This is a genomic window from Kitasatospora sp. Xyl93, assembly GCF_055383135.1.
On the sequence record NZ_AP029185.1, the window covers coordinates 4,888,719 to 4,910,636 of the forward strand.

The following is a 21,918-nucleotide window of genomic DNA, read 5'->3' on the forward strand; positions in this document are numbered from 1 at the left end:
TTTCCCCCGACCAAGGAGATCGCCCGGGCCGGAACTCCGGCCGTAGTGTTTTCCCGCCCGACCGCTACGGCTGGACGTAGCCGTCCAGGAAGTCGCCGATCCGGGTCACCGCGTCGGTGATCTCCTCCGCCCGGGGCAGCGTGACCAGCCGGAAGTGGTCCGGCTCGGGCCAGTTGAAGCCGGTGCCCTGGACCAGCAGGATGCGCTGGGAGCGCAGCAGGTCGAGCACCATCCGGGCGTCGTCCTTGATCTTGTGGACCTTGGGGTCCAGCCGGGGGAAGGCGTACAGCGCGCCCTTGGGCTTGACGCAGCTGACCCCCGGGATCCGGTTCAGCAGCTCGTGCGCGGCGTCGCGCGAGGCGTGCAGCCGGCCGCCGGGCAGGACCAGGTCGCGGATCGACTGCCGTCCGCCGAGCGCGGCGGCCACCGCGTGCTGCGCGGGCATGTTGGCGCACAGCCGCATCGAGGCGAGCACGGTCAGGCCCTCGATGTAGCTGCGGGCCCGGGTCCGGTCGCCGGACAGCACCATCCAGCCGGAGCGGAAGCCCGCGACCCGGTACGCCTTGGACAGCCCGTTGAAGGTGACGCAGAAGAGGTCCGGGGCCAGGGTGGCCAGCGGGACGTGCTCGACGTCGTCGTAGAGGATCTTGTCGTAGATCTCGTCCGCGTAGACCACCAGACCGTGCCGGCGGGCGATCTCCGCGATGCCCTCCAGCACCTCGCGCGGGTAGACGGCGCCGGTCGGGTTGTTCGGGTTGATCACCACGATGGCCCTGGTCCGGTCGGTGACCTTGGCCTCGATGTCGGCGAGGTCCGGGTACCACTCGGACTGCTCGTCGCACCGGTAGTGCACCGCGGTGCCGCCGGACAGCGAGACCGAGGCGGTCCACAGCGGGTAGTCCGGGGCCGGGACGAGCACCTCGTCGCCGTCGTCCAGCAGCGCGGTCATCGCCAGCTGGATCAGTTCGGAGACCCCGTTGCCGAGGAAGACGTCGTCGACGGAGAGGCCGTGCAGCCCGCGCTCCTCGTAGTGCATGACCACCGCGCGGCGGGCGGAGAGCAGACCCTTGGAGTCGCCGTAGCCGTGCGCGGTGGCGAGGTTGCGCAGGATGTCCTGGAGGATCTCCGGGGGCGCCTCGAAACCGAAGGTGGCCGGGTTGCCGGTGTTGAGCTTGAGGATGCGATGGCCCTGTTCCTCCAGCCGCATCGCCTCGTCGAGCACCGGGCCGCGGATGTCGTAGCAGACATTGGCGAGCTTGCTGGACTGGATGACCTGCATGTCCGCCTACTTTAGGGGTACGGAGGGGGCGTGCGGCGGGTCTCCTCGGGGGCGCTTTGGAGGGCCCCAACGACCCCCTTGGATCGCCAGGCGGGGCTGGCGGGGCGCCTTCCGAACCGGCGGTCGGATGTCCGGAATGCTCCTGTATGCGAGGAGCGCCGCCGCGCCGCCGGGCGGAAGGAGACGGACGGCACACTGTCCGGCGCGGGAGGATGTGGCCGGTGCGTCGGTCGAGGAGGGGGTGCGCCGGTGGTCCCGGTCGTGGTCGCGGCGGTGCTGGTCGGTCTCCTGGCGGCTCCGCCGCTGCGCGGGCTGATCGCCCGGTTCGCGGTGCCGGAGGGCGAGCCCTGGTGCGACGGCTGCCCGTCCTGCGGGCGCCGGGTGCGCCTGCTGCCGCCGACCGGGCGCTGCCCGGGCTGCCGGGAACGGCTGGGCGCCGGCCCCTGGTCGGTGGAGGCGGTCGCGGCGGCGGTCGCCGTCGCGGTGGCGTACGCGGCGGACCGGCCGGCGGCGGCGGCCCTGGCGCTGGGCTGGGCGGCGGCGCTCGGCGTGGCGCTCGGCTTCGTCGACGCGCGGGTGCGCCGGCTGCCGTACCGGCTGACCCTGCCGCTGCTCGGCGGGGTGGCCGCGCTGCTGCTGGCGGCGGCGCCGGCCGCCGGCCCCGGGGTGCCGCTGCGCTGCCTGCTGGTCGCGCTCACGGTCGGCGGCCTGCTCGAACTCGCCGTCTGGCTGGGCGCGTTGGGCCCCGGGGACTCCCCGCTCGGGCTCGCCCTGGGCGGGCTGCTCGGCTGGTACGGCTGGTCGGTGGCGCTCGGCGGGCTGTTCGCGGCGATGGTGCTCGCCGGGCTGTGGGGCACCCTGCGGGCCGCCGCCGCGCTGGCCCGTCGTCGCCCGGTGCGCGGGCTCGACCTCCCGGTCGGCCCGTTCCTGCTGCTCGGCGCGCTCATCGCGGTCCTGGCGCGGTGAGCGCGCCCGCGCGGTTCCGCCCCTGCTGAGGGCCGGCACCGAGAACGGCACTGAGGAACAGCACCAATAAAGGGGACAGCGCTGATGGAGGGAGGCGCTGATAAAGGGGACAGCGCTGATATAGAGGGGAGAGCGACCGAGGAGAAGGCGGCGGAAGGGCCCGCCGCACCGGTCGGTGCGACGGGCCCCGCCGCCGGCGCGCGGGCCCCACCCTCAAGGAGCGGCGCGCCGGGGGAGTTGAGCTTCTGGCGGCTCCGGCCTCGGCCGGCCCGCGGTCACCGCATCCCGTGGACGAACGGGCCGACCGCGTTGGAGAACGCGTTGCCGTTGTTGGCGTCCCAGTTGGTCGACCAGGTCATCGCGCCGCGGATGGTCGGCCACTTGGCCGGCGGCACGAAGCTGCCGCAGTTGGCGCCGGTGGCCAGGCAGTCCAGCGCGTTGTTCACCACGGCCGGGGAGACGTAGCCGCCGCCGGCCGCCTTGGTGGAGGCCGGGACGCCGATGCCCACCTGGTCCGGCCGCAGGCCGCCCTGGATCTGGGTGCAGACCTGCGAGGTGATGAAGTCGATGGTGCCCTGGGTGTAGACCTTGCCGTCGCAGCCGTTCATGCCGCCCGAGTTGTAGAACTGGGTGTTGACGACGGTGAGGATGTCCTTGGTCTTCAGCGCCAGCTGGAAGTAGGCGCCGGAGGTGTTGTACATCCCGATGGTCTCCGGGGCCATGGTCAGGACGAAGCCGGGGCCGACCTTGGCCTGCAGGGCGTGCAGCGCGTCGCCGAGCGGCCCGGCCTGGACGCCGTTCTCCAGGTCGACGTCGATGCCGTCGAAGCCGTAGTCCTTGATGATCGCGTAGGCGCTGTCGACGAAGTTGGCGCCGGCGGTGGCGTCCCCGACGGTGATCGCGCCGTTCTGGCCGCCGATGGAGAGGACGACCTTCTTGCCGGCCGCCCGCTTGGCCTTGACGTCGGCGCGGAACTGGGCGTCGGTGTAGCCGCCGAGGGCCTTGGACAGGCCGGGGTCGAGGGTGAAGCTGATCGCGCCGGTCCGGGTCGGCACGGCGTCGGCGAAGGACACCGCGATGATGTGGTACGCGCTCTGGACGTCGCTCAGCCGCTGCACGGTCGAGTTGTTGTCGAAGTTCTGCCAGTAGCCGGTGACCAGGTGGGCGGGCAGCCCGGTGGGCGGGGTGGTGCTGGTCGGCGTGGCGGTGGGGGTCGGGGTCGCCGTCGCGGTCTGGGTGGCGGTGGGCGTCGGGGTCGCCGTCCTGGTGGGCGTCGCGGTGGCCGTGGGGGAGGCGGTGGCCGTCGGCGTGGGCGTGGGGGTCGCGGTCGGCGACGGGTTGCCGCCGCCGCCCGGTCCGATCAGCGCGACGTCGTCGGCCAGGTAGGCGCTCTGGCCGTACCAGCCGTGCAGGTAGACGGTGACGCTGGTGGCGTTCGCCCCGGTGGTGAAGGTGGTGGACAGCTGGTTCCAGCTGTTCTGGTTCGACCAGGCGGACGGGTCGGTGCCGCCGGTGCCGCGCGCACCGAGGTAGACGTACGGACCCTGGACCCACGCGCTCAGCGTGTAGCTCGTGTTGGGCAGCACGCTGATGGTCTGGGTGCACTCGGCGGTGTCGCCGGCGCCCGGCGTGGCCTGGAGCGCGCCGGTGCCCGAGTGGACCGGGGAGGAGACCGTGGTCGCGGCGCCGGTGCAGGACCAGCCCCCGAGCCCGCCGTCGAAGCCGCCGTTGGAGACCAGGTTGCCGACCGCCGCGCTGGCGCCGCCGGCGAAGAGGGCGAGGCCGCCGCCGGCCAGGGCGAGGGCGGTGGCACCGGCCGCGACGGCCGGGAGGGGGCTGCGCCGGCGCTTGTGCGAGGGCTGGTTCAGCGTACGGGCCATGGGGTGACGCTCCTGGGGGAGGAGCGGCCGCCGCGGTGGGGGGCGCGGCGGCCGCGTGTGGGGGAGGGGAGGTCCGAAGTGAGCCTGCGGGGCGGAGGAGGAGGATCGTTCCGTCCCGGATCAAAAGCTGGACTAGACCATTACTGGTCGTCAAGCACCGGACGGACGGCTTACGGTTCCGTTAAGGATTCGGAGACCGTTCCGTGTCCCCGCCCCGGGAGCGCCGGAACGGCCGCGCGGTCCGCTCGGACGGCCCCCGACACGCCCGTCGCGACAGCCTCCGACACGCCCGTCGCGACAGACTTCGTACAGGACCGTGACCAGACCGCTACCTGCGGCTTTACCGAGCACCTGCGCGCCGGAGTAGGCTGCGCCGGGGGCGGAGACGCACCAGTTGCAACGAGCACGGAGGGGCCGGGAAACATGGGTCTGCGCGATGTCGCCGAACGGACGCCGGGGCTGCGCACCCTGCTCGGCGGGATGTACGGGCTCTACGGCCGACGGGTCGAGGTCCACCTCGCGAGCACCCCGCGCCACATCGGCGTGATCCTGGACGGCAACCGCCGCTGGGCCAAGGCGGCCGGCGGCTCCACCGCGTACGGCCACCAGCGCGGCGCCGACAAGATCAGCGAGTTCCTCGGCTGGTGCGACGAGACCCACGTCAAGGTCGTCACCCTCTGGATGCTCTCCACCGACAACCTGGACCGCCCGGCCGACGAGCTCGTCCCGCTGCTCGGCATCATCGAGGACGCCGTCACCGGCCTGGCCGCCGCCCGCCGCTGGCGGGTCCACCCGGTCGGCGCGCTGGACCTGCTGCCGCAGCACACCGCCGACGTGCTCAAGCGGGCCGCCGACCAGACCGCCGACATCGACGGCATCACGGTCAACGTCGCGGTCGGGTACGGCGGTCGGCACGAGATCGCCGACGCCGTCCGCTCGCTGCTCCAGGAGCAGGCCGGACGCGGCACCTCGATCGAGGAACTGGCCGAGATCCTGACCGTCGAGCACATCGCCGAGCACCTCTACACCCGCAACCAGCCCGACCCGGACCTGATCATCCGCACCTCGGGCGAGCAGCGGCTGTCCGGCTTCCTGCTCTGGCAGAGCGCGCACAGCGAGTTCTACTTCTGCGAGGCGTACTGGCCGGCCTTCCGCAAGGTCGACTTCCTGCGCGCGCTGCGCGCGTACGAACAGCGCCACCGGCGACTGGGACTGTAGCCCCGGCGTCGTCCTCGTGGTGTCCCGGCGTTATCCCGGCTGGTCCCGGCGCGCTCCCGGGGCGCCGGCCCCGGGCATCGGCCGCCGGAGGAAATGACCGCCGTAGGCCTGGCCTACCCGGCGCCGGCGCGAGGCCAAACGTTCACCGGCAATGATCCGTCAGTTCGCCGGGGGCGCGAATGCACCGTTCCTCGCCTGGGAATACTCCAGTCAGTCCGGCCCCGAGGCCACCGGGGCAGCGAGGGCCGGCTTGCCGCGGATGACGCAGGGTCATCCGCTCTGGAGGCCTAGTGGTCAGTTCCAAGAGCCGCCGGACACCAGACCGGCGCACGTACGTTCTCGACACCAGCGTGCTCCTGGCGGACCCGCTCGCCATGACGCGTTTCGAGGAGCACGAGGTCGTCCTCCCGGTGGTGGTCGTCACCGAGCTGGAGGCCAAGCGGCACCACCCGGAGCTGGGCTACTTCGCCCGCCAGGCGCTGCGGCTGCTCGACGACTACCGCATCCGCCACGGCCGGCTCGACGAGCCGATCCCGGTCGGCGAACTCGGCGGCACCATCCGGGTCGAGCTCAACCACTCCGACGTGTCGATACTGCCGGCCGGCTACCGGGCCGGCGGCGGCGAGGCGGACACCCGGATCCTCGCGGTCGCCCGCAACCTCCAGGCCGAGGGCTACGACGTCACCGTCGTGTCCAAGGACCTGCCGCTGCGGATCAAGGCCAGCTCGGTGGGCCTGCTCGCCGAGGAGTACCGGGCCGAACTGGCGGTCACCTCCGGCTGGACGGGCATGTCCGAGCTGCACGTCCCGGCCGACCAGGTGGACGCGCTGTTCTCGGTCGGCCACGACGCCGGGGTGGACGTCGACGGGGCCGCCGAACTGCCCGTCCACACCGGGCTGGTGCTGACCTCGGAGCGCGGCCGGGCGCTCGGCCGGGTCACCGGCGACGGCCGGGTGCGGCTGGTGCGCGGCGAGCGCGAGGCGTTCGGGCTGCGCGGGCGCAGCGCCGAGCAGCGGGTGGCGCTGGACCTGCTGCTCGACCCGGAGATCGGGATCGTGTCGATGGGCGGGCGGGCCGGCACCGGGAAGTCGGCGCTGGCGCTGTGCGCGGGGCTGGAGGCGGTGCTGGAGCGGAGGCAGCACCGCAAGGTGATGGTCTTCCGGCCGCTGTACGCGGTCGGCGGCCAGGAACTCGGCTACCTGCCGGGCTCCGAGGCGGAGAAGATGGGCCCCTGGGCGCAGGCGGTCTTCGACACCCTCTCCGCCGTCACCACCCCGGACGTGATCGAGGAGGTCATCTCCCGCGGGATGCTGGAGGTGCTGCCGCTGACCCACATCCGGGGGCGCTCGCTGCACGACGCCTTCGTGATCGTGGACGAGGCGCAGTCGCTGGAGCGCAACGTCCTGCTGACGGTGCTGTCCCGGATCGGCCAGGGCTCGCGGGTGGTGCTCACCCACGACGTGGCGCAGCGGGACAACCTCCGGGTGGGCCGCTACGACGGCGTGGTGGCGGTGGTGGAGAAGCTGAAGGGCCATCCGCTCTTCGCCCACATCACGCTCACCCGCTCGGAGCGTTCGCCGATCGCGGCGCTGGTCACGGAGATGCTGGAGGACATCCACCCGTGATCCGCCCCTGATGGGGGCATAGTCGGACAATACGGTCAACTCGTGTTCCGGAGCCCGCTCCTGAGGGAGCGGGCTCCGCTCGTCCCATCGCATGGAATGCTTTCCGTCCGGGGAACTGCCGTACGGTGGATGTGACATGCGCCACGCGAGCGGGAATTGCGTCGACAGTGCCCGGTGCGGCATGGTGAGGGTTCTGTCAGGCCCCGCGTACGGCGCGGCAGGGCTCCCGCACTCCGGGGGTCAGGCCCCGGAAGGTCCGCCAACTCCGGTCGGTGGACACACAATTGAAGACCGTTGAGCCGTACGCCGCCCGATTTCAACGCCCGGTCGCCTCACCTCGGCCGGACGCCGGGCCAGCACCTCCCGTGACCAGAGCACCGTGCGGAGGTCCGTGCCAAGGGGCATGTTGCGCCCGTACGGTCACGCGTGGGCGATGCTGGAAGGAAACCATGTGACTCGGATCTCGGTCCGGGGAGTCGCTGTGGCCTCCGCCACCGCCGTCACCGCTGTCGGTGCCGTCGTGGGTATGGCCTCGGGCAGCGAGGGCAAGACCACGCAGACGGTCGACGTCGCCGGCGCGACCCTGCTTGCCGAAGTCCCCTCTGGCGCCCAGGCGCAGACCATCAGTGACAACATCGGCCAGCAGGCATCCGCCCAGCAGGCCTCCGCCGACGCCGCCGCCAAGGCCGCCGCGGAGCAGAAGGCCGCCGAGGAGGCCGCGCGCCAGAAGGCCGCCGCGGACGCCCAGGCGAAGGCCGATGCCCAGGCCAAGGCCGACGCGGACAAGGCCGCCAAGGCCGCGGAGGACAAGCGCAAGGCCGACGAGGCCGCCGCCAACCGCTCCAAGGCCCGCTCGGCGATGACCGCGGTGGAGGACGCGCCGGCCGTCTCGGTCAGCCCCGGTTCGGTCCAGGAGCTGGCCCGGCAGATCGTCGGCAACGACACGCAGTTCCAGTGCTTCAGCCAGATCGTGAAGCGCGAGAGCGGCTGGGACTACACCGCGACCAACAAGAGCTCCGGTGCCTACGGCCTGGTCCAGGCGCTGCCCGGCACCAAGATGGCCTCGGCCGGTGCCGACTGGCGCACCAACCCGGCCACCCAGATCAAGTGGGGCGTCAGCTACATGAACTCCCGCTACGGCAGCCCCTGCGGCGCCTGGTCGTTCTGGCAGAGCCACAACTGGTACTAGGAACGGCCGCCGCCGCGGCGGCGCGGTTCCCCACGGCCCCGGCCGCCCGTCCTCCTCGGACGGGCGGCCGGGGCCGTGGCGTTCTCCGGCTCGGGCCGACGAACGGGTGGCGGGCCGACGGGAGGGTGGCGGCCGCGGAGACAGCAGGCGGACCGCCCCGCCCGGGTTGCGCTGACCAGTGCGCCCTCGGGCGGTGCGGTCCCGGTTGCGGACGCGGGGCGCGGGAAGGGGTCCTGGTTGCCTCCCGCACCGGCCGGTCCGCCGGCGGTTGGCCGTGGAGCGACCTCGGCGGCTCGGCTCCGGGGTCTCGTCCCGTCTCATCCCCCACGTACCGCGTCCGAAACCAGATGGAACCTGGCGTTTTGTCCGGATCGTCGGTATGGGGGGTGACGGGTCGAACGGACCGGCGGCCGGACTCGCCGCACGCGCGCCGGGGTAGCGTCATCCCTGACGGCCGCGGCGGGACCCGCGGCGTACCGCCGGGCACGGCGGGTTCGGCAGGGGAGCGGTGGTAGCGAGGATGGCACGGGGCGGAAAGGCCTTCAAGGCCGTGGCCAAGGGCATGGCCGTGGTGGCCAGCGCGGCCGCCGTGATCGAACGGCGCCGGCGCGCCGCGATGGCGGCCGACCCGCACGAGCAGGCCCTCCCGGCACTGGCCGACGGGCACGTCCCGGCACTCGCCGAGGCGCCCGGCCCGGTCCCCGTCCCGCGGACGGACCCGGCCCCGGCCCAGGCCCCGGCGCCGACCGGCCCGTCCGCCGCGGCGGTCGCGCCGTCCGCCGCAGTGCCCCCGGCCGCCCCGCCCGCACCGGCCGCGCACGCCGGGCTCGGCCGGGAGTACCACCCCGGCCGTCCGGCCACGCCCGCCGAGGCGGTGCCGTGGGGGCTGCGGGTGGCCGCCGAGTCGACCTGGCGGCTGCTGCTGCTCGGCGCCGCGCTCTACGTCGTCTTCTACGTGGTCGACATGCTGCGGCTGGTCGCCTTCTCGGTGCTGGCCTCACTGCTGATCACCGCGCTGCTGGAACCCTCGGTCTCCTGGCTGCGCCGGCGCGGGGTGCCGCGCTCGCTCGCGGCGGGCGGGGTGTTCCTCAGCGGTCTGGCCGGGATCGGGCTGGTCGGCTGGTTCGTGGTCTGGCAGGTGTCGACCAACCTCTCGGACGTCACCACCCAGGTGAAGACCGGCGTCAACCAGCTGCGGGACTGGCTGGTCACCGGGCCGCTGCACCTGACCCAGCAGCAGATCACCGACTTCGCCAACCAGATCACCAAGGCCATCAGCACCAACACCGACCAGCTCACCTCGGCCTCGATCACCGGTGCGCAGATCGCCGTCGAGGTGCTGACCGCGCTGCTGATGACCTTCTTCACCACCTTCTTCTTCCTCTACGACGGCGGGAGGATCTGGAACTGGGCGCTGCGCGGCCTGCCGCGGCACTCCCGCTTCGCGATGGCCGGGGCCGGCCCCAAGGCCTGGACGACGCTCACCGCCTACGTGCGCGGAACGGTCTGCGTGGCCTTCATCGACGCGCTCTGCATCGGCATCGGCGTCGACCTGCTGGGCGTGCCGCTGGCCCTGCCGCTGGCCGTGATCATCTTCCTGGGCGCCTTCGTCCCGCTGGTCGGCGCGTTGATCACCGGCACCGTCGCGGTGCTGATCGCGCTGGTCACCCAGGGGCCGTGGACGGCGCTGATGGTGCTGGTGGTGCTGGTGGTGGTGATGCAGGTGGAGAGCCACATCCTCCAGCCGCTGATCCTCGGCCGGGCCGTCCGGGTCCACCCGCTCGGGGTCGTGCTCGGCGTCGCGGCCGGCGGCATCATCGGCGGCATCGGCGGCGCGGTGGTCGCCGTCCCGCTGATCGCCGTCACCAACACCGTGGTCACCCACCTGCGCCGCCGCAACGAGGCCGGCCAGGCCGTCTTCACCGCGCTCGAAGCCGCCCGCGAGGCCGCCGAACGGACGGCCGAGCGCACCGCGGAGGAGGCCGCCGGGCGCACCGCGGCCACCCGTCCGGCCCCGCCGGCCGCAGCCGCCACCGACTGACCCGCCGTACGGGGGCGCCCGTCGGAGACCGGCGGGCGGGGAGACCGGCGACGCGGGGGAGCGACGACGGGGCGAGGAACGACGACGGGGCGAGGAACGACGACGGGCCCCTCCCGGACGTGGTGTCCGGGAGGGGCCCGTCGGGGTGCCGGGTGCGTCAGGCGTTGACGGCGGCGAGGGCGGCCTCGGAGTCGAGGACGCCGGCCACGGCCTGCAGGACGGCGGCGATCTTCATCGAGGCCTGGACGACCTCGCGCTCGACGCCGGCCTTGCGCAGGACGGCCTCGTGCGAGTCGAGGCACTGGCCACAGCCGTTGATGGCCGAGACCGCGAAGCACCAGAGCTCGAAGTCGACCTTCTCGACGCCCGGGGTGCCGATGATGTTCATCCGCAGACCGGCCCGCATCGTGCTGTACTCCTTGTCGGAGAGCAGGTGCAGCGTCCGGTAGTAGACGTTGTTCATCCCCATGATCGCGGCCGCGCCCTTGGCGGCGGTGTACGCCTCCGGGGAGAGGTTGGCCTTGGCCTCGGGCTCCAGCTCACGCAGCAGGCCGGGGCTGCGGGTGGCCATCGCGCAGGACAGCACGGTGCCCCAGAGCTGCTGGGCGGGGAGGTCGGAGTTGCCGATGACAGAGCCCAGGTTGAGCTTGAGGTCCTTGGCGTAGTCCGGGAGGGCGGCCTTCAGGTCGTCGAGGGCCATGGGTCAGCCCGCCAGCAGGGCCTGGGCGTCGAGGGTGTCCTCGCCCTTGGACCAGTTGCACGGGCACAGCTCGTCGGTCTGCAGGGCGTCCAGCACCCGCAGGACCTCCTTGGGGTTACGGCCGACGGAGCCGGCGGTGACCATGACGAACTGGATCTCGTTGTTCGGGTCGACGATGAAGACGGCGCGCTGGGCGGTGCCGTCCTCGTTCTGGACGCCACAGGCCTGCATCAGCTCGTGCTTGATGTCGGCCAGCATCGGGAAGGGCAGGTCGCGCAGGTCCTTGTGGTCCTTGCGCCAGGCGTGGTGCACGAACTCGGAGTCGCCGGAGACGCCGAGGATCTGGGCGTCGCGGTCGGCGAACTCGTCGTTCAGCTTGCCGAACGCGGCGATCTCGGTGGGGCAGACGAAGGTGAAGTCCATCGGCCAGAAGAAGACGACCTTCCACTTGCCCTCGTAGGACTTGTGGTTGATGTCGGCGAAGGCGTTCGCGGCGTCCAGGTCGACACAGGCCTTGAGGTCGAACTCGGGGAACTTGTCACCGATCGTGAGCACGTTCGCTTCTCCTGAAGTGAGATGAGGGGGCTTTGTCCGGAATCCGGACAACAGTCACCATTCCACATCGTGGACTGATCAGGGAAATAGCTACACTGGATGTGTCTGATCGGAGATTGCTATCAGTACCGAATTCCCCACGTCGCGGCCGGGTGCCCGCAGGAACGGCGGCGGCAAGGCCGACCCGACTGTGGCGAGTGCCACAGTCCGCAGCCCCCGCACCCCGACCGTCGCCCAGCTGCGGGCCTTCGTCGCGGTGGCCGAGCACCGGCACTTCCGGGAGGCCGCCGCCGCCACCGGGACCAGTCAGCCCGCGCTGTCAGGGGCGGTCGCGGCGCTGGAGGAGTCGCTGGGCGCGCAGCTGGTCGAGCGTACGACGCGCAAGGTGATTGTCACCCCACTGGGGGAGCGCGTGCACCAGCACGCCCGCCGGGTGCTCGCCTCGCTGCAGGCCCTCACCGAGGAGGTCGAGGCCGCCCGCCGCCCGTTCACCGGGCCGCTGCACCTGGGCGTCATCCCGACCGTCGCGCCCTACCTGCTGCCCATCGTGCTGCGGCTGGTCCGCGACCGCTTCCCGGACCTGGAGCTGCACGTCCACGAGGAGCGCACCCCCTCGCTGCTGGAGGGTCTGGCCGCCGGGCGGCTGGACGTCCTGCTGCTCGCGCTGCCGGCCGGCGGGGCCTCGCCGACCAGGGACATCCCGCTGTTCGACGAGGACTTCGTCCTGCTCACCCCGCCCGGCCACCCGCTCACGGGCCGGGCCGACGTGCCGCGCGACGTGCTTCTCGACCTGGACGTGCTGCTGCTGGAGGAGGGCCACTGCCTGCGCGACCAGGCGCTGGACATCTGCCGCGAGGTCGGCGCCGACCCGGCGGGCTCGACCACCCGCGCGGCGGGCCTGTCCACCCTGGTCCAGCTGGTCGCCGGCGGCCTCGGGGTGACCCTGCTGCCCGCCACCGCGCTGGACGTCGAGGCCGGCCGTGCCGACCGGCTGGCCGCCGTCCGCTTCGCCGCCCCGGCACCCGGCCGCCGGATCGGGCTGGCCGTCCGGCCGGGCTCGGGCCGCAGTGCCGAGTACGAGCGCTTCGCGGCCGCGCTGCGCGAGGTGCTGGTCGAACTGCCGGTCCGGATCGTCTCCTAGAGCGGCCGGGCCACCGCCGGGGCGCCCAGGCAGAGCCCGACCGTCGTCGCGACCAGCAGCTCCAGCGCCTCCAGGGTGTCCTGGTCGGGCCGGTCGCCGGCCCGGTGCAGGGTGAGGTGGCGGGCCGTCAGGCCGTCGAAGCCGCCGAGGAAGTGGACGGCGATCCGGCGGGCGGGCAGCGCCAGGGTCAGGCCGTGGGCGGCCGCGACGGCGTCGAGCATCTCGGCGGCGGTGGCCTCGATGTCGCGCTGGAGCGCGAGCATGATCTCCCGCAGGTCGGGGTCGCGCATGGCCAGCGACCCGAACTCGCCCAGCAGCACGCAGCGCCCGTGCTCGCCGGTGGCGGCGTCCCAGAGCGCGTGCGCCAGGGTGCGGACCTGCTCGCCGAAGGTGCCGTCGCCGGGGGAGGCGGCGCGCACCTCGCCGACGAAGTCGGACTTCAGCTGCTCGACGACCGCCCGGTAGAGGTCCTTCTTGGTGCCGAAGGTGTAGTGCACCGTGGCCTGCGCCACGCCCAGCTCGGCCGCGATCGCGCGGGTGCTGCCGGCGGCGATTCCCTCCCTGGTCATCAGGTCGATCGCGGCCTGGACCAGTTGCGGTCGGCGTTCGGAGGCGGGGACGTGGGCCATCCAGCCAGGGTAGCGCCATGGTCGGTCAACTGAGTCGCACGATTCTCTCGACCAACTTGGTCACATGACAAAGTTGGGTCTACGGTGGGACGCGACCTGCTCTGACCGACCCCGAGGGACCGCCGATGGCCACGTACCTGTACCGACTGGGCCACTACTGCTTCCGGCGACGGCGGGCCGTCGTCGCCGTCTGGATCGCCCTGCTCATCGCCGTCGGCGGAGCCGCGGGGGCCTTCGCCGGCAAGACCACCGACGAGTTCAAGGTCCCCGGCACCGAGGCGCAGGCCACCCTGGACCGGATCAAGGACACCTTCCCGGCACAGGGCCACGGCTCCGCGCAGGTCGTCTTCGCCGCCGGTGCGCCCGGCGGCATCGGCACGCCCGAGGCGGGCCGGGCGGTCGGCGAGGCCGTCGACCGGATCGCCCGGGTGCCGGGCGTGGCCGCGGTGCCCGACCCGTACGCCACCGGCGCGCTCTCCCCGGACGGGAAGGTCGCGATCGCCCTGGTCTCCTTCGACCACAAGCTCGCCGACGTCACCGACCAGCAGCGGGACGCCGTGAAGGCCGCCGCCGAGCCGGCCCGCGCGGCCGGGCTGGACGTGGCCTTCGGCGGCGACGCGTACAACCGGATGGCCCAGATCGAGGGCGGCAGCGAGGCGATCGGCCTGGTGGTGGCCGGGGTGGTGCTGGTGGTCACCCTCGGCACGCTGGTCGCGGCCGGACTGCCGCTGCTGACCGCGCTGGTCGGCGTCGCCGTGACGATGGCCGGGCTGCTGGCGCTCACCGGCTCCTTCGAGATCATCACCACCGCGCCGGTGCTGGCGCTGATGGTCGGCCTCGCGGTCGGCATCGACTACGCGCTGTTCATCCTCTTCCGGTACCGCCGGCACCTGGCCGAGGGGCTGGAGCCGCAGGAGGCCGCCGCCCGGGCCACCGCGACCGCCGGCAGCGCCGTCGTCTTCGCCGGCCTGACCGTGGTGGTCGCGCTCGCCGGACTCGCCGTCGCGGGCGTGCCGTTCCTCACCGTGATGGGCCTGGCCGCCTCCGGGGCCGTCGTGGTGGCCGTCCTGGTCGCGATCACGCTGCTGCCCGCCGTGCTGGGCTTCACCGGCCGGGCCATCGACCGGCTGCCGGTCTGGAAGCGGGCCCTGGCCGCCGAAGGCCGCACCACCCTGGGCGAGCGCTGGGGCCGCTTCGTGGTCCGCCGCCCGCTGCCCGTGCTCCTGGTCGGCTTGGCCGGGCTGGGCGCCCTGGCGGTGCCCGCCGCGAGCCTGGACCTCGGCCTGCCGGGCGGCGGTTCACAGGCCACCGGGACGGACGCGCGCAAGGCGTACGACCTGGTGGGCGAGAGCTTCGGTCCGGGCTTCAACGCGCCGCTGGTGGTCGTGGTGGACGCCCACGGCGCGCCGCGGCCCGAGCAGGCGGTGCAGGGCGTGGCCGCGACGCTCCGGACCCTCGACGGGGTCGGGGCGCTGCTGCCGCCGACCGTCGACCAGGCGAGCGGCACCGCGCTGGTGACCGTCATCCCGAAGACCGGCCCGGACCACGCGGACACCAAGGCGCTGGTCGACGGGATCCGCGACCGGAAGGCGGAGCTGAAGTCGGCGACCGGCGCGGACATCGCCGTCACCGGCACCACGGCCGCCAACATCGACGTCTCCACCAAGCTCGGCCAGGCGCTGCCGCCGTTCCTCGCGGTGATCGTCGGGATCGCGGTGGTGCTGCTGGCGCTGGCGTTCCGCTCGGTGCTCGTCCCGCTCAAGGCGGTGGCCGGGTTCCTGCTCAGCATCACCGCCTCGCTCGGCGCGGTGGTCGCGGTCTACCAGTGGGGCTGGCTGGACGGGGTGATCGACGTGCCCAAGGTCGGGCCGGTGGTCAGCTTCGTGCCGATCCTGCTGATCGGCGTGCTGTTCGGGCTGGCGATGGACTACGAGCTGTTCCTGGTCTCCGGGATGAAGGAGCAGCACGTCCACGGCGCGGCGCCGCGCGAGGCCGTGGTGGCCGGCGTGCGCAACGGGGCCCGGGTGGTCACCGCCGCCGCGCTGATCATGGTGGCGGTGTTCGGCTCGTTCGTCTTCGGCCACGACCCGATCGTCCAGCCGATCGGCTTCGCCCTCGCGGTGGGCGTGCTGGTGGACGCCTTCGTGGTGCGGATGGCGCTGGTGCCGGCCGCGATGGCGCTGTTCGGCGAGGCCGCCTGGTGGTTCCCCCAGCGGCTGGGGAAGGTCGTGCCGCGGGTGGACATGGAGGGCGAGCAGCTGATCGCCCGGCTGGCGGAGCGGTCGGGGACGGACGTGGCGGAGCAGTCGGCGCAGGAGCCGCCGCGGGTACGGCCGCAGGAGCCGCCGGCGGGGCGGGACAGGCGGCCGACCCGGGTCTGACGGCCGACAGGGGCGCCCGGTGGGATCCGTTCCCGCCGGGCGCGACCGCGTTCAGGCCCCGGTGGGAACGGGCACGGGCGCGGGCAGCCGCTGCTCGAACCAGACCACCTTGCCGGTGCCCAGCCTGGTCGCGCCCCAGCGGTCCGCGCACCTGGCCACTATCTGCAGCCCGCGCCCGCGTTCGTCCTCCGGGCCGGTGCGGCGCGGGCGCGGCAGCAGCGGGCTGTCGTCGCCGACCTCGCAGCGCAGCCGGGTGGTGCGCACCAGGCTCAGGGTGACCGGCCGGGTCGCGTGCTGGACGGCGTTGGTGACCAGCTCGCTGACCATCAGCTCGGTCGCCTCGCTGAGCTCGTCCAGCCCCCAGCGGCGCAGCGTGTGCGCGGCCAGGCGGCGGGCCCGGCCCGGCGTCTCGTTGCGCGGCTGGAGGTACCAGTGCGCGACGTCCCCGGCCGGGATGCCGTCGAAGCAGGCGCCGAGCAGCGCGATGTCGTCGCCGCGGTCGCCGGGCGGCAGGATCCGCAGCGACTCCTGGCACAGCTGCTCGGGGGTCTGCCAGCGGGCGGCGGCGATCCGGGCGCGCAGCACCTCCAGGCCGTCGCTGATCGGGCGGGTGCGGGTCTCCACCAGGCCGTCGGTGAACAGCAGCAGGGCCGAGCCGGGCGGCGCGGGCAGCTCGACGGAGTTGAAGTCCACCCCGCCGACGCCGATCGGCGCCCCGGAGTCCAGCTCGACCAGCTCGGCGGTGCCGTCCGGGCGGACCAGCACCGGCGGGACGTGCCCGGCGTTGGCCATCACCACCCGGTTGGCGATCGGGTCGTACACCGCGTAGACGCAGGTGGCCAGGTGCTGTTCGCGGCCGAGCCGCTGGGCCTGTTCGTCCAGGTGGTAGAGCACCTCGTGCGGCGGCAGGTCCAGGGCGGCCAGGGTCTGGGCGCTGGTGCGCAGTTGGCCCATGATGGCGGCCGAGGTGAGCGAGTGGCCCATCACGTCGCCGACGATCAGGGCGACCCGGTTGCCGGGCAGCGGGACGGCGTCGTACCAGTCCCCGCCGACCTGCGCGCCGCGCTCACCGGGCAGGTAGCGCTGGGCGATCCGGACACCGTGCGACTGCGGCAGGCGCAGCGGCAGCATGCTGCGCTGGAGCTCGTTGGCGATCTCCCACTCGCGGGCGTAGCGCAGCGCGGTGTCCACGGCCAGCCCGGCCTGGGTGGCGAGGTGCGCGGCGGTCGCGGTGTCCGCGGCGTCGAAGACCGGGCGGCCGCTGCGTTCGGGAGGGCGGCGGATCAGTATCAGCAGCCCGAGCACGGCCTTGCGGCCGCGCAGCGGCAGGGCGAGGACGGAGGTGCCGGCGGCCAGCCGGGCCACCCCTCGGGTGCCGTACAGCTCGCGCAGCAGCGTCTCGGAGCGCTCGGCGGCGGGGGTGCCGAGGACGGCCGCCTCGGCGGGGCGGCGGCTCAGCAGGGCGTGGGCGAGGGCTCCGCCGCGGGTCACCGGGGTGGCCGGGCCGCCGTCGGCGGTGGAGCGGGCGCCGTAGCGGGAGCGGCGCCGGTCGTCCAGGCTCGGGCGGCCGCGGCGGCCGATCCGGGTGCCGGTGCTGTGGTGTATCCGCAGCTCCTCCGGGAAGCCGGGTTCGCGTTCCACGTTGGGCAGCGGGTCGCGCAGGTGGACGACGGCGGCGTCGGCGAGCGTCGGGACCAGCACCCGGCCGATGTTGCGCAGCGTCGCGGCGAGGTCGAGGGCGCTGTTGATCCGCCGGGTCGCCGAGTCGAGGTACGCCAGCCGGTCCGCCATCTCGGCGCGCTCCGGCCGGGCGCCCGGCCGTCGCGCCTGGGCCGTCGTCGGGGGCGTCGCCTGGGCCGTCGTCGGGTTCGGAGCCGTCGGGATCGGAGCAGGGGCCGCCGCCGTGGGGGCCGAGGTCGGGGCCGGCGGCGCGGCCGGGACCTGGCGGCGCTGGCCCGGGACGGCGGGCGGCTGCTCCGCCTCGGTCTTGAGCTGGTCGCGCACGGCTGCCTGTCCTGGATTCGGTGTGGTCGGTGAGCTGTTCTGTTGCGTCGGCCGCGAGTGCGGCCGGTCCTGTCCCGGTTCGATCAGCCGACGCGTCGACAGCACAGGAACAGCTGTTCCTCCGGCGGCAGCGAGGTGCTGGCCGGTGCGTACGGATGCCCCGAGCAGTCCTCGACGGCGAAGCCGGCCGAGACCAGAACCCGCTCCAGATCCTCCCGCAGATACCCACTGATCCGCAGCTCTCTGCCAAGGAACGGAAGCGGAACGTGATCCAGGTCCGCCTCGACCATACCGAGCGCCAGCAGCCCACCGGGCCGCAGGAGTTCGCGCAGCCGCCCCAGCACGGTCGGGATCTCGTCCTGCGGCAGCAGGATCAGCGAGAAGAACGCGGTGACCGCGGCGAAGCCGCCCCGGCCGGCCGGCCCCAGCCCGGGGGCGTTCCAGACCCGGTCCGCACGCTCGGTGGCCAGATCGTACAGGTCGATCCGATGGAGGACCGGTGCGAACACGCCCGGGAAGGCGGTCCGCCGGGCCAGCGCGAGCATCCCGTCGGAGAGGTCGACGCCGGTGACCCGCAGGCCCGCCGCGACCAGCTGGCGGACGGTCGGCTCACCGCTGCCGCAGCCCACGTCCAGCACCCGGGCGCCCGGTTCGAGCCCGGCGAGCAGCCGCCGGACGCAGGCCAGCTGTCCGTCCTTGGCGGGGAAGGCATCGCCGTACCCGGCGCCGATGGTGTCGAAGGCGACCGCCTGCAGCGCCCGGGCCGCCCGCCGCCGCCGTACCTCGGGATCGTCGTCGCCGGCGTCCTCGCCGACGGGGAACGGGTCGGATATCTGTCCGGTCGTCACGTTGCGAGGCACCCTTCCACCCGTGGCCTCCGGTGGCTCCTCCACGGCCCCGCGGGCCGCTGCCGGTGGCGGTACATCACGCTCTGCGCACCACGCGCACGGACCGGCACCCCGATGCGTTGTCCGGCAGACACTCGTGTGCGTACTGGCATCTGAGAATATGCGTGATCACCGCGTCGTGGGGTCCCTTTCCGGCCAACTCGCCGCACTTGGGCCGTTGTGGCCGGGGTTGCGGAAGCACGAGGGTGCGGGCCGGGTTGTGCGCGGGGCCCCGCACGCCGGAGGATGCGCCCGGGGAAGGTCGATGACCTGCGGTTTTGCCGAGCCGCAGGCTGACTATCCGACGTTTATTGAACGTCAATCGGTCCGGTGCACAGTGGAGTCCAGCGCCGGGGAAGCGTTGAGGGCGCTCCCGCAGCCGGGGGGCTGCGGGAGCGCCGACGCGCGGAACGGGGGAGGTTCTCCGTGGGGGAGCGGAGGCCTTACGGCGCGGGGGGAGAGAGGGGCTCGGTGTGCTGCTGGGAGATGAGGTCCGCCACGGGGGAGGCCTCGGGCACACCGAGCCGCGTGAAGATCGCATGCGCCTCCTGGAGGCAGGCGAGTCCACGGGCCGGCTGGGCGAGCGTCAACAGGGCCTCGCCCAGCGCGGCGTTCGCCAGGCCCTGGCAGTAGGCGGAGCCCAGCTCCTGGCCGATCGCCAGCGACTCGCCGGCCGCCGAGGCCGCCTCGCCGGGCTGCTCGGCGACCAGCAGGGCGGAGGCGAGCCGGGCCAGGGTGTAGCCCTCCCACAGGGGGTTCTGCTGCGACTGGTAGAGCCGGTGCGCCTCGCGCAGGTGCGGAACGGCGTCGCCGCCGGAGAGCACCACGCCCAGCTGGTAGAGGGTCTGGGCGAGCAGCGGACCGTTCTTGGACTCCCGGGCGGCGGCGACGCCCTCGCCGGCGGACCGCACCGCCGTCTCGGTCATCCCGAGCCGGTGCTGCGCCCGGGCCATGTTGCTGACGATGCGGGCCTCGGCGGTCGGCGCGCCGACCGCCTGGCTGGTGGCCCGCGCCTGTTCCATGAACGGCAGCGCCTCGGCCGGACGGTTGCCCAGGCTCAGGATCACGCCCAGGATGTTGGCGGTGGCCAGCAGCTGGACGGTCGGTTCGTCCGGTGACTGGTGGTCCAGGCTCCGGCGCAGCGAGTGTTCGGCGCCCTGGAAGTCACTGGTGACGTAGTTCAGGGCACCCAGGACGAAGTGCACCCGGGCGAGCGCGGGGGAGTCGTCGCGCAGCTCCGCCTCGCGTCCGAGGGTTTCCAGGACGGGGCGCACCTGGGGGCCGTGGGTCGGGTCCGGGTCGAGGCCGTACAGCAGGATCAGCAGGTCGATCGCCGCGTGCTGCGAGGCGCGCGGCCCGTTCGCCGCCGCGGCTACGGAATTGAGCAGCAGGGCGCTCTCGGCCCGCAGCCAGGACTGGGCGGAGCCAATGGTCGGCAGGCCGATCCCGGGCGAGGAGGGCGTGGTGAGCAACTCGGGCTCGGGGTCGTCCGGTTCGATGGTCCGGGCCGCGTTGCGGACGGTCGGGATCAGCAGGTCGAGCAGCCGCAGGACGGCCCGCTGCTGCTCCTCGGTGTCCCCGATCCGCTCGTTCTGCCGCTGGGCGTAGAGCCGGAGCAGGTCGTGGTAGCGGTAGCGGCCGGGGGTGAAGCACTCCAGCATGTTCGCCTCGACCAGGGCCTCGACGAGGTCCTCGGCGGCGTCCTCGTCCATGCCGAGCAGCGCCGCGGCGGCCGCGAGCGGGATGTCGGGGGAGTCGATCAGGGCGAGGAGTCGAAAGGTGCGGGCCTCGGCCGGGGACAGCTGTCCGTAGCCCAGCCCGATGGTGGTCTCCACGGCCAGGTTGCCGAGCTGGAGTTCGTCCAGCCGGCGGCGCTGGTCGGCTAACCGACGGGCCAGGTCGGAGACGCTCCACCTCGGCCGGCTGGCCAGCCGGGCGGCGGCGATGCGGACCGCCAGCGGGAGGAAGCCGCAGGCGGTGACCACCGCCATGGCGGCCTCCGGTTCGGCGGCGACCCGCTGCTCCCCGACGATGGCCGAGAACAGTGCCAGGGCCTCCTGCGGCGTCAGCTCCTCGACATCGAACAGCTGTGCGCCGGGGATGCCGGCGAGCCGGGAGCGGCTGGTGGCGAGCACCGCGCAGCCGGAGACGCCCGGGATCAGCGGCCGGATCTGGTCGGCGTCCCGCGCATTGTCCAGCAGGATGAGCATCCGCCGGTTGGCGAGCAGCGAGCGGTAGAGGGCCGCGCGCTGCTCCATCGACTCCGGGTTCTCGGTGGCTCCGAGGGCGTGCAGGAAGTCGCCGAGGACGACGACCGGGTCGGCCGGCGCGGCGCCGGCGCCGCGCAGGTCCACGTACAGCTGTCCGTCCGGGAACTCGGCCCGGACGCGGTGGGCGACGTGCACCGCGAGGGTGGTCTTCCCGACGCCGCCGATGCCGGCCAGTGAGGTGACCACCACGGCCTGGCCGGTGGCGTTCATCAGGACCGCCGAGAGGTCGCTGACCAGCTCGGTGCGGCCGCTGAAGTCCGAAACATCGGCCGGGAGTTGGGCTGGCGGCGGAGTGACCGGATGGTCCTTCGCCGGAGCCTCCGGCGCGGCCGGGAGGGCGAGCGACGGGTCGGCCGCGAGGATCCGGGTGTGCATCGTGGACAGGCCGACGCCCGGCTCGACGCCGAGCTCGTCGATGAGCAGCTTGCGGGTGTCGGTGTAGACGCCGAGCGCCTCGGCCTGGCGGCCGCAGCGGTACAGCGCCAGCATCAGTAGCTCCCGCAGCCGTTCGCGCAGCGGATGCTCCGTGGTCAGGTTGTTGAGCTCGCCGACGATCTCCGCGTGCCGGCCGATGTCGAGGGCGGCGGCGCACAGCTCCTCGGCGGCGGCCACCTGGCGTTCGGCCAGCCGCAGCCGCTGGGTGTCGGCGTAGGGGCCGGGGATGCCGGTGAGCGGGCGGCTGCTGAACAGGTTCAGCGCCTCGGTCAGCAGCCGGTGTGCCTCCTGCTTGTCGCCGTTCGCCCGGGCGGTCGCGGCCTCGGTGCAGAGCCGTTCGAAGACCGTCAGGTCGAGGGCCTCGCCCGGGATGCGCAGCGCGTAGCCGTCGGCGACCGACACCAGCAGCTCGGCGGGGCGGCGCACCTCCCGCCGGGGTTCGATGACGGAGCGCAGCCGGGAGACGTAGGTGCGGAGCGCGGCCACCGCCTGGGCCGGCGGCCGGTCGCCCCAGAGCGCGTCGACCAGGTCCTGCGTGGGGACCGGGCGTCCGGCGTGCAGGAGGAGGGTGGTCAGGACCGCCTGCTGCTGGGGGGAGCCGAGCGAGAGGGGCTTGCCGTCGATCCAGGCCTGGACCGGGCCGAGGACTTGGAAGCGCGGCGCAGGGCTCTGCGGCGTCTCCCGAAACTCCATGAAGTCCCCCGATGGCCTGTGGTGT

General features: G+C 73.5%; 15 protein-coding genes. 7 read left to right on the forward strand and 8 right to left on the reverse strand.

What is annotated here, in order from left to right; translation table 11 throughout:
* Positions 1 to 64: 64 nt before the first annotated feature.
* Positions 65 to 1,279, reverse strand: a complete 1,215-nt coding sequence (locus ACZ5GH_RS21905) for a pyridoxal phosphate-dependent aminotransferase (protein ID WP_387749697.1) — start codon at positions 1,277 to 1,279, stop codon at positions 65 to 67.
* A 249-nt stretch (positions 1,280 to 1,528) separates the two neighbouring features.
* Between ACZ5GH_RS21905 and ACZ5GH_RS21910 the strand changes: the two genes are divergently transcribed.
* On the forward strand, positions 1,529 to 2,245 hold the full coding sequence (locus ACZ5GH_RS21910) for a prepilin peptidase (protein WP_387749700.1): 717 nt from the start codon (positions 1,529 to 1,531) through the stop codon (positions 2,243 to 2,245).
* Positions 2,246 to 2,520: 275 nt separating this feature from the next.
* On the opposite strand, the gene ACZ5GH_RS21915 is transcribed toward ACZ5GH_RS21910, so the two are convergent.
* Entirely contained in the window at positions 2,521 to 4,125 is a 1,605-nt protein-coding gene (locus tag ACZ5GH_RS21915; protein WP_464335082.1) for a chitinase, read from the reverse strand.
* A 423-nt stretch (positions 4,126 to 4,548) separates the two neighbouring features.
* Between ACZ5GH_RS21915 and ACZ5GH_RS21920 the strand changes: the two genes are divergently transcribed.
* From ACZ5GH_RS21920 to ACZ5GH_RS21935, 4 genes are all read left to right on the forward strand, one after another.
* Positions 4,549 to 5,343 (forward strand): isoprenyl transferase, encoded by a 795-nt coding sequence (locus ACZ5GH_RS21920; RefSeq protein ID WP_387749705.1) that lies wholly within the window; start codon positions 4,549 to 4,551, stop codon positions 5,341 to 5,343.
* 290 nt (positions 5,344 to 5,633) lie between these two features.
* Positions 5,634 to 6,968 (forward strand): PhoH family protein, encoded by a 1,335-nt coding sequence (locus tag ACZ5GH_RS21925; protein ID WP_387749708.1) that lies wholly within the window; start codon positions 5,634 to 5,636, stop codon positions 6,966 to 6,968.
* Between the two features lie 451 nt (positions 6,969 to 7,419).
* Positions 7,420 to 8,157 carry an aggregation-promoting factor C-terminal-like domain-containing protein gene (locus ACZ5GH_RS21930; RefSeq protein ID WP_464335083.1) on the forward strand — a complete coding sequence of 246 codons (738 nt, stop codon included), beginning with the start codon at positions 7,420 to 7,422 and terminating at the stop codon, positions 8,155 to 8,157.
* A 520-nt stretch (positions 8,158 to 8,677) separates the two neighbouring features.
* Positions 8,678 to 10,198 (forward strand): AI-2E family transporter, encoded by a 1,521-nt coding sequence (locus tag ACZ5GH_RS21935; RefSeq protein WP_387749714.1) that lies wholly within the window; start codon positions 8,678 to 8,680, stop codon positions 10,196 to 10,198.
* 157 nt (positions 10,199 to 10,355) lie between these two features.
* Here ACZ5GH_RS21935 and ACZ5GH_RS21940 read toward each other — a convergent pair whose 3' ends face one another.
* A complete protein-coding gene (locus tag ACZ5GH_RS21940) occupies positions 10,356 to 10,898 on the reverse strand; it encodes an alkyl hydroperoxide reductase (protein ID WP_387749717.1) in 543 nt (180 codons plus the stop codon).
* Between the two features lie 3 nt (positions 10,899 to 10,901).
* Complete coding sequence (locus ACZ5GH_RS21945) at positions 10,902 to 11,453, reverse strand: peroxiredoxin (protein ID WP_387749720.1); 552 nt, start codon at positions 11,451 to 11,453, stop codon at positions 10,902 to 10,904.
* A gap of 190 nt (positions 11,454 to 11,643) precedes the next feature.
* On the opposite strand from ACZ5GH_RS21945, the gene ACZ5GH_RS21950 reads away from it, so the two are divergent.
* Positions 11,644 to 12,594, forward strand: coding sequence for a LysR substrate-binding domain-containing protein (locus ACZ5GH_RS21950; protein ID WP_464335084.1), 951 nt, complete (start codon positions 11,644 to 11,646; stop codon positions 12,592 to 12,594).
* Here the strand turns inward: ACZ5GH_RS21950 and ACZ5GH_RS21955 are convergent.
* On the reverse strand, positions 12,591 to 13,223 hold the full coding sequence (locus tag ACZ5GH_RS21955; RefSeq protein ID WP_464335085.1) for a TetR/AcrR family transcriptional regulator: 633 nt from the start codon (positions 13,221 to 13,223) through the stop codon (positions 12,591 to 12,593). The genes ACZ5GH_RS21950 and ACZ5GH_RS21955 overlap by 4 nt on opposite strands.
* Before the next feature lie 125 nt (positions 13,224 to 13,348).
* Between ACZ5GH_RS21955 and ACZ5GH_RS21960 the strand changes: the two genes are divergently transcribed.
* Positions 13,349 to 15,604 (forward strand): MMPL family transporter, encoded by a 2,256-nt coding sequence (locus ACZ5GH_RS21960; protein WP_464335086.1) that lies wholly within the window; start codon positions 13,349 to 13,351, stop codon positions 15,602 to 15,604.
* Between the two features lie 51 nt (positions 15,605 to 15,655).
* Here ACZ5GH_RS21960 and ACZ5GH_RS21965 read toward each other — a convergent pair whose 3' ends face one another.
* The 3 genes from ACZ5GH_RS21965 to ACZ5GH_RS21975 all read right to left on the reverse strand — a co-directional run bounded on the left by ACZ5GH_RS21965 (position 15,656) and on the right by ACZ5GH_RS21975 (position 21,893).
* Entirely contained in the window at positions 15,656 to 17,395 is a 1,740-nt protein-coding gene (locus ACZ5GH_RS21965; protein WP_387750573.1) for an ATP-binding SpoIIE family protein phosphatase, read from the reverse strand.
* 296 nt (positions 17,396 to 17,691) lie between these two features.
* Entirely contained in the window at positions 17,692 to 18,363 is a 672-nt protein-coding gene (locus ACZ5GH_RS21970) for a class I SAM-dependent methyltransferase (RefSeq protein WP_387750576.1), read from the reverse strand.
* A 575-nt stretch (positions 18,364 to 18,938) separates the two neighbouring features.
* Positions 18,939 to 21,893, reverse strand: coding sequence for an AfsR/SARP family transcriptional regulator (locus tag ACZ5GH_RS21975; protein ID WP_464335087.1), 2,955 nt, complete (start codon positions 21,891 to 21,893; stop codon positions 18,939 to 18,941).
* Positions 21,894 to 21,918 lie beyond the last annotated feature (25 nt).

Bases quoted from the DNA above. Each gene is read 5' to 3' on its own strand.
- ACZ5GH_RS21905 (WP_387749697.1), bottom strand. From the start codon at position 1,279: ATGCAGGTCATCCAGTCCAGCAAGCTCGCCAATGTCTGCTACGACATC.
- ACZ5GH_RS21915 (WP_464335082.1), bottom strand. From the start codon at position 4,125: ATGGCCCGTACGCTGAACCAGCCCTCGCACAAGCGCCGGCGCAGCCCC.
- ACZ5GH_RS21920 (WP_387749705.1), top strand. From the start codon at position 4,549: ATGGGTCTGCGCGATGTCGCCGAACGGACGCCGGGGCTGCGCACCCTG.
- ACZ5GH_RS21935 (WP_387749714.1), top strand. From the start codon at position 8,678: ATGGCACGGGGCGGAAAGGCCTTCAAGGCCGTGGCCAAGGGCATGGCC.
- ACZ5GH_RS21940 (WP_387749717.1), bottom strand. From the start codon at position 10,898: ATGGCCCTCGACGACCTGAAGGCCGCCCTCCCGGACTACGCCAAGGAC.
- ACZ5GH_RS21955 (WP_464335085.1), bottom strand. From the start codon at position 13,223: ATGGCCCACGTCCCCGCCTCCGAACGCCGACCGCAACTGGTCCAGGCC.
- ACZ5GH_RS21960 (WP_464335086.1), top strand. From the start codon at position 13,349: ATGGCCACGTACCTGTACCGACTGGGCCACTACTGCTTCCGGCGACGG.
- ACZ5GH_RS21965 (WP_387750573.1), bottom strand. From the start codon at position 17,395: ATGGCGGACCGGCTGGCGTACCTCGACTCGGCGACCCGGCGGATCAAC.
- ACZ5GH_RS21975 (WP_464335087.1), bottom strand. From the start codon at position 21,893: ATGGAGTTTCGGGAGACGCCGCAGAGCCCTGCGCCGCGCTTCCAAGTC.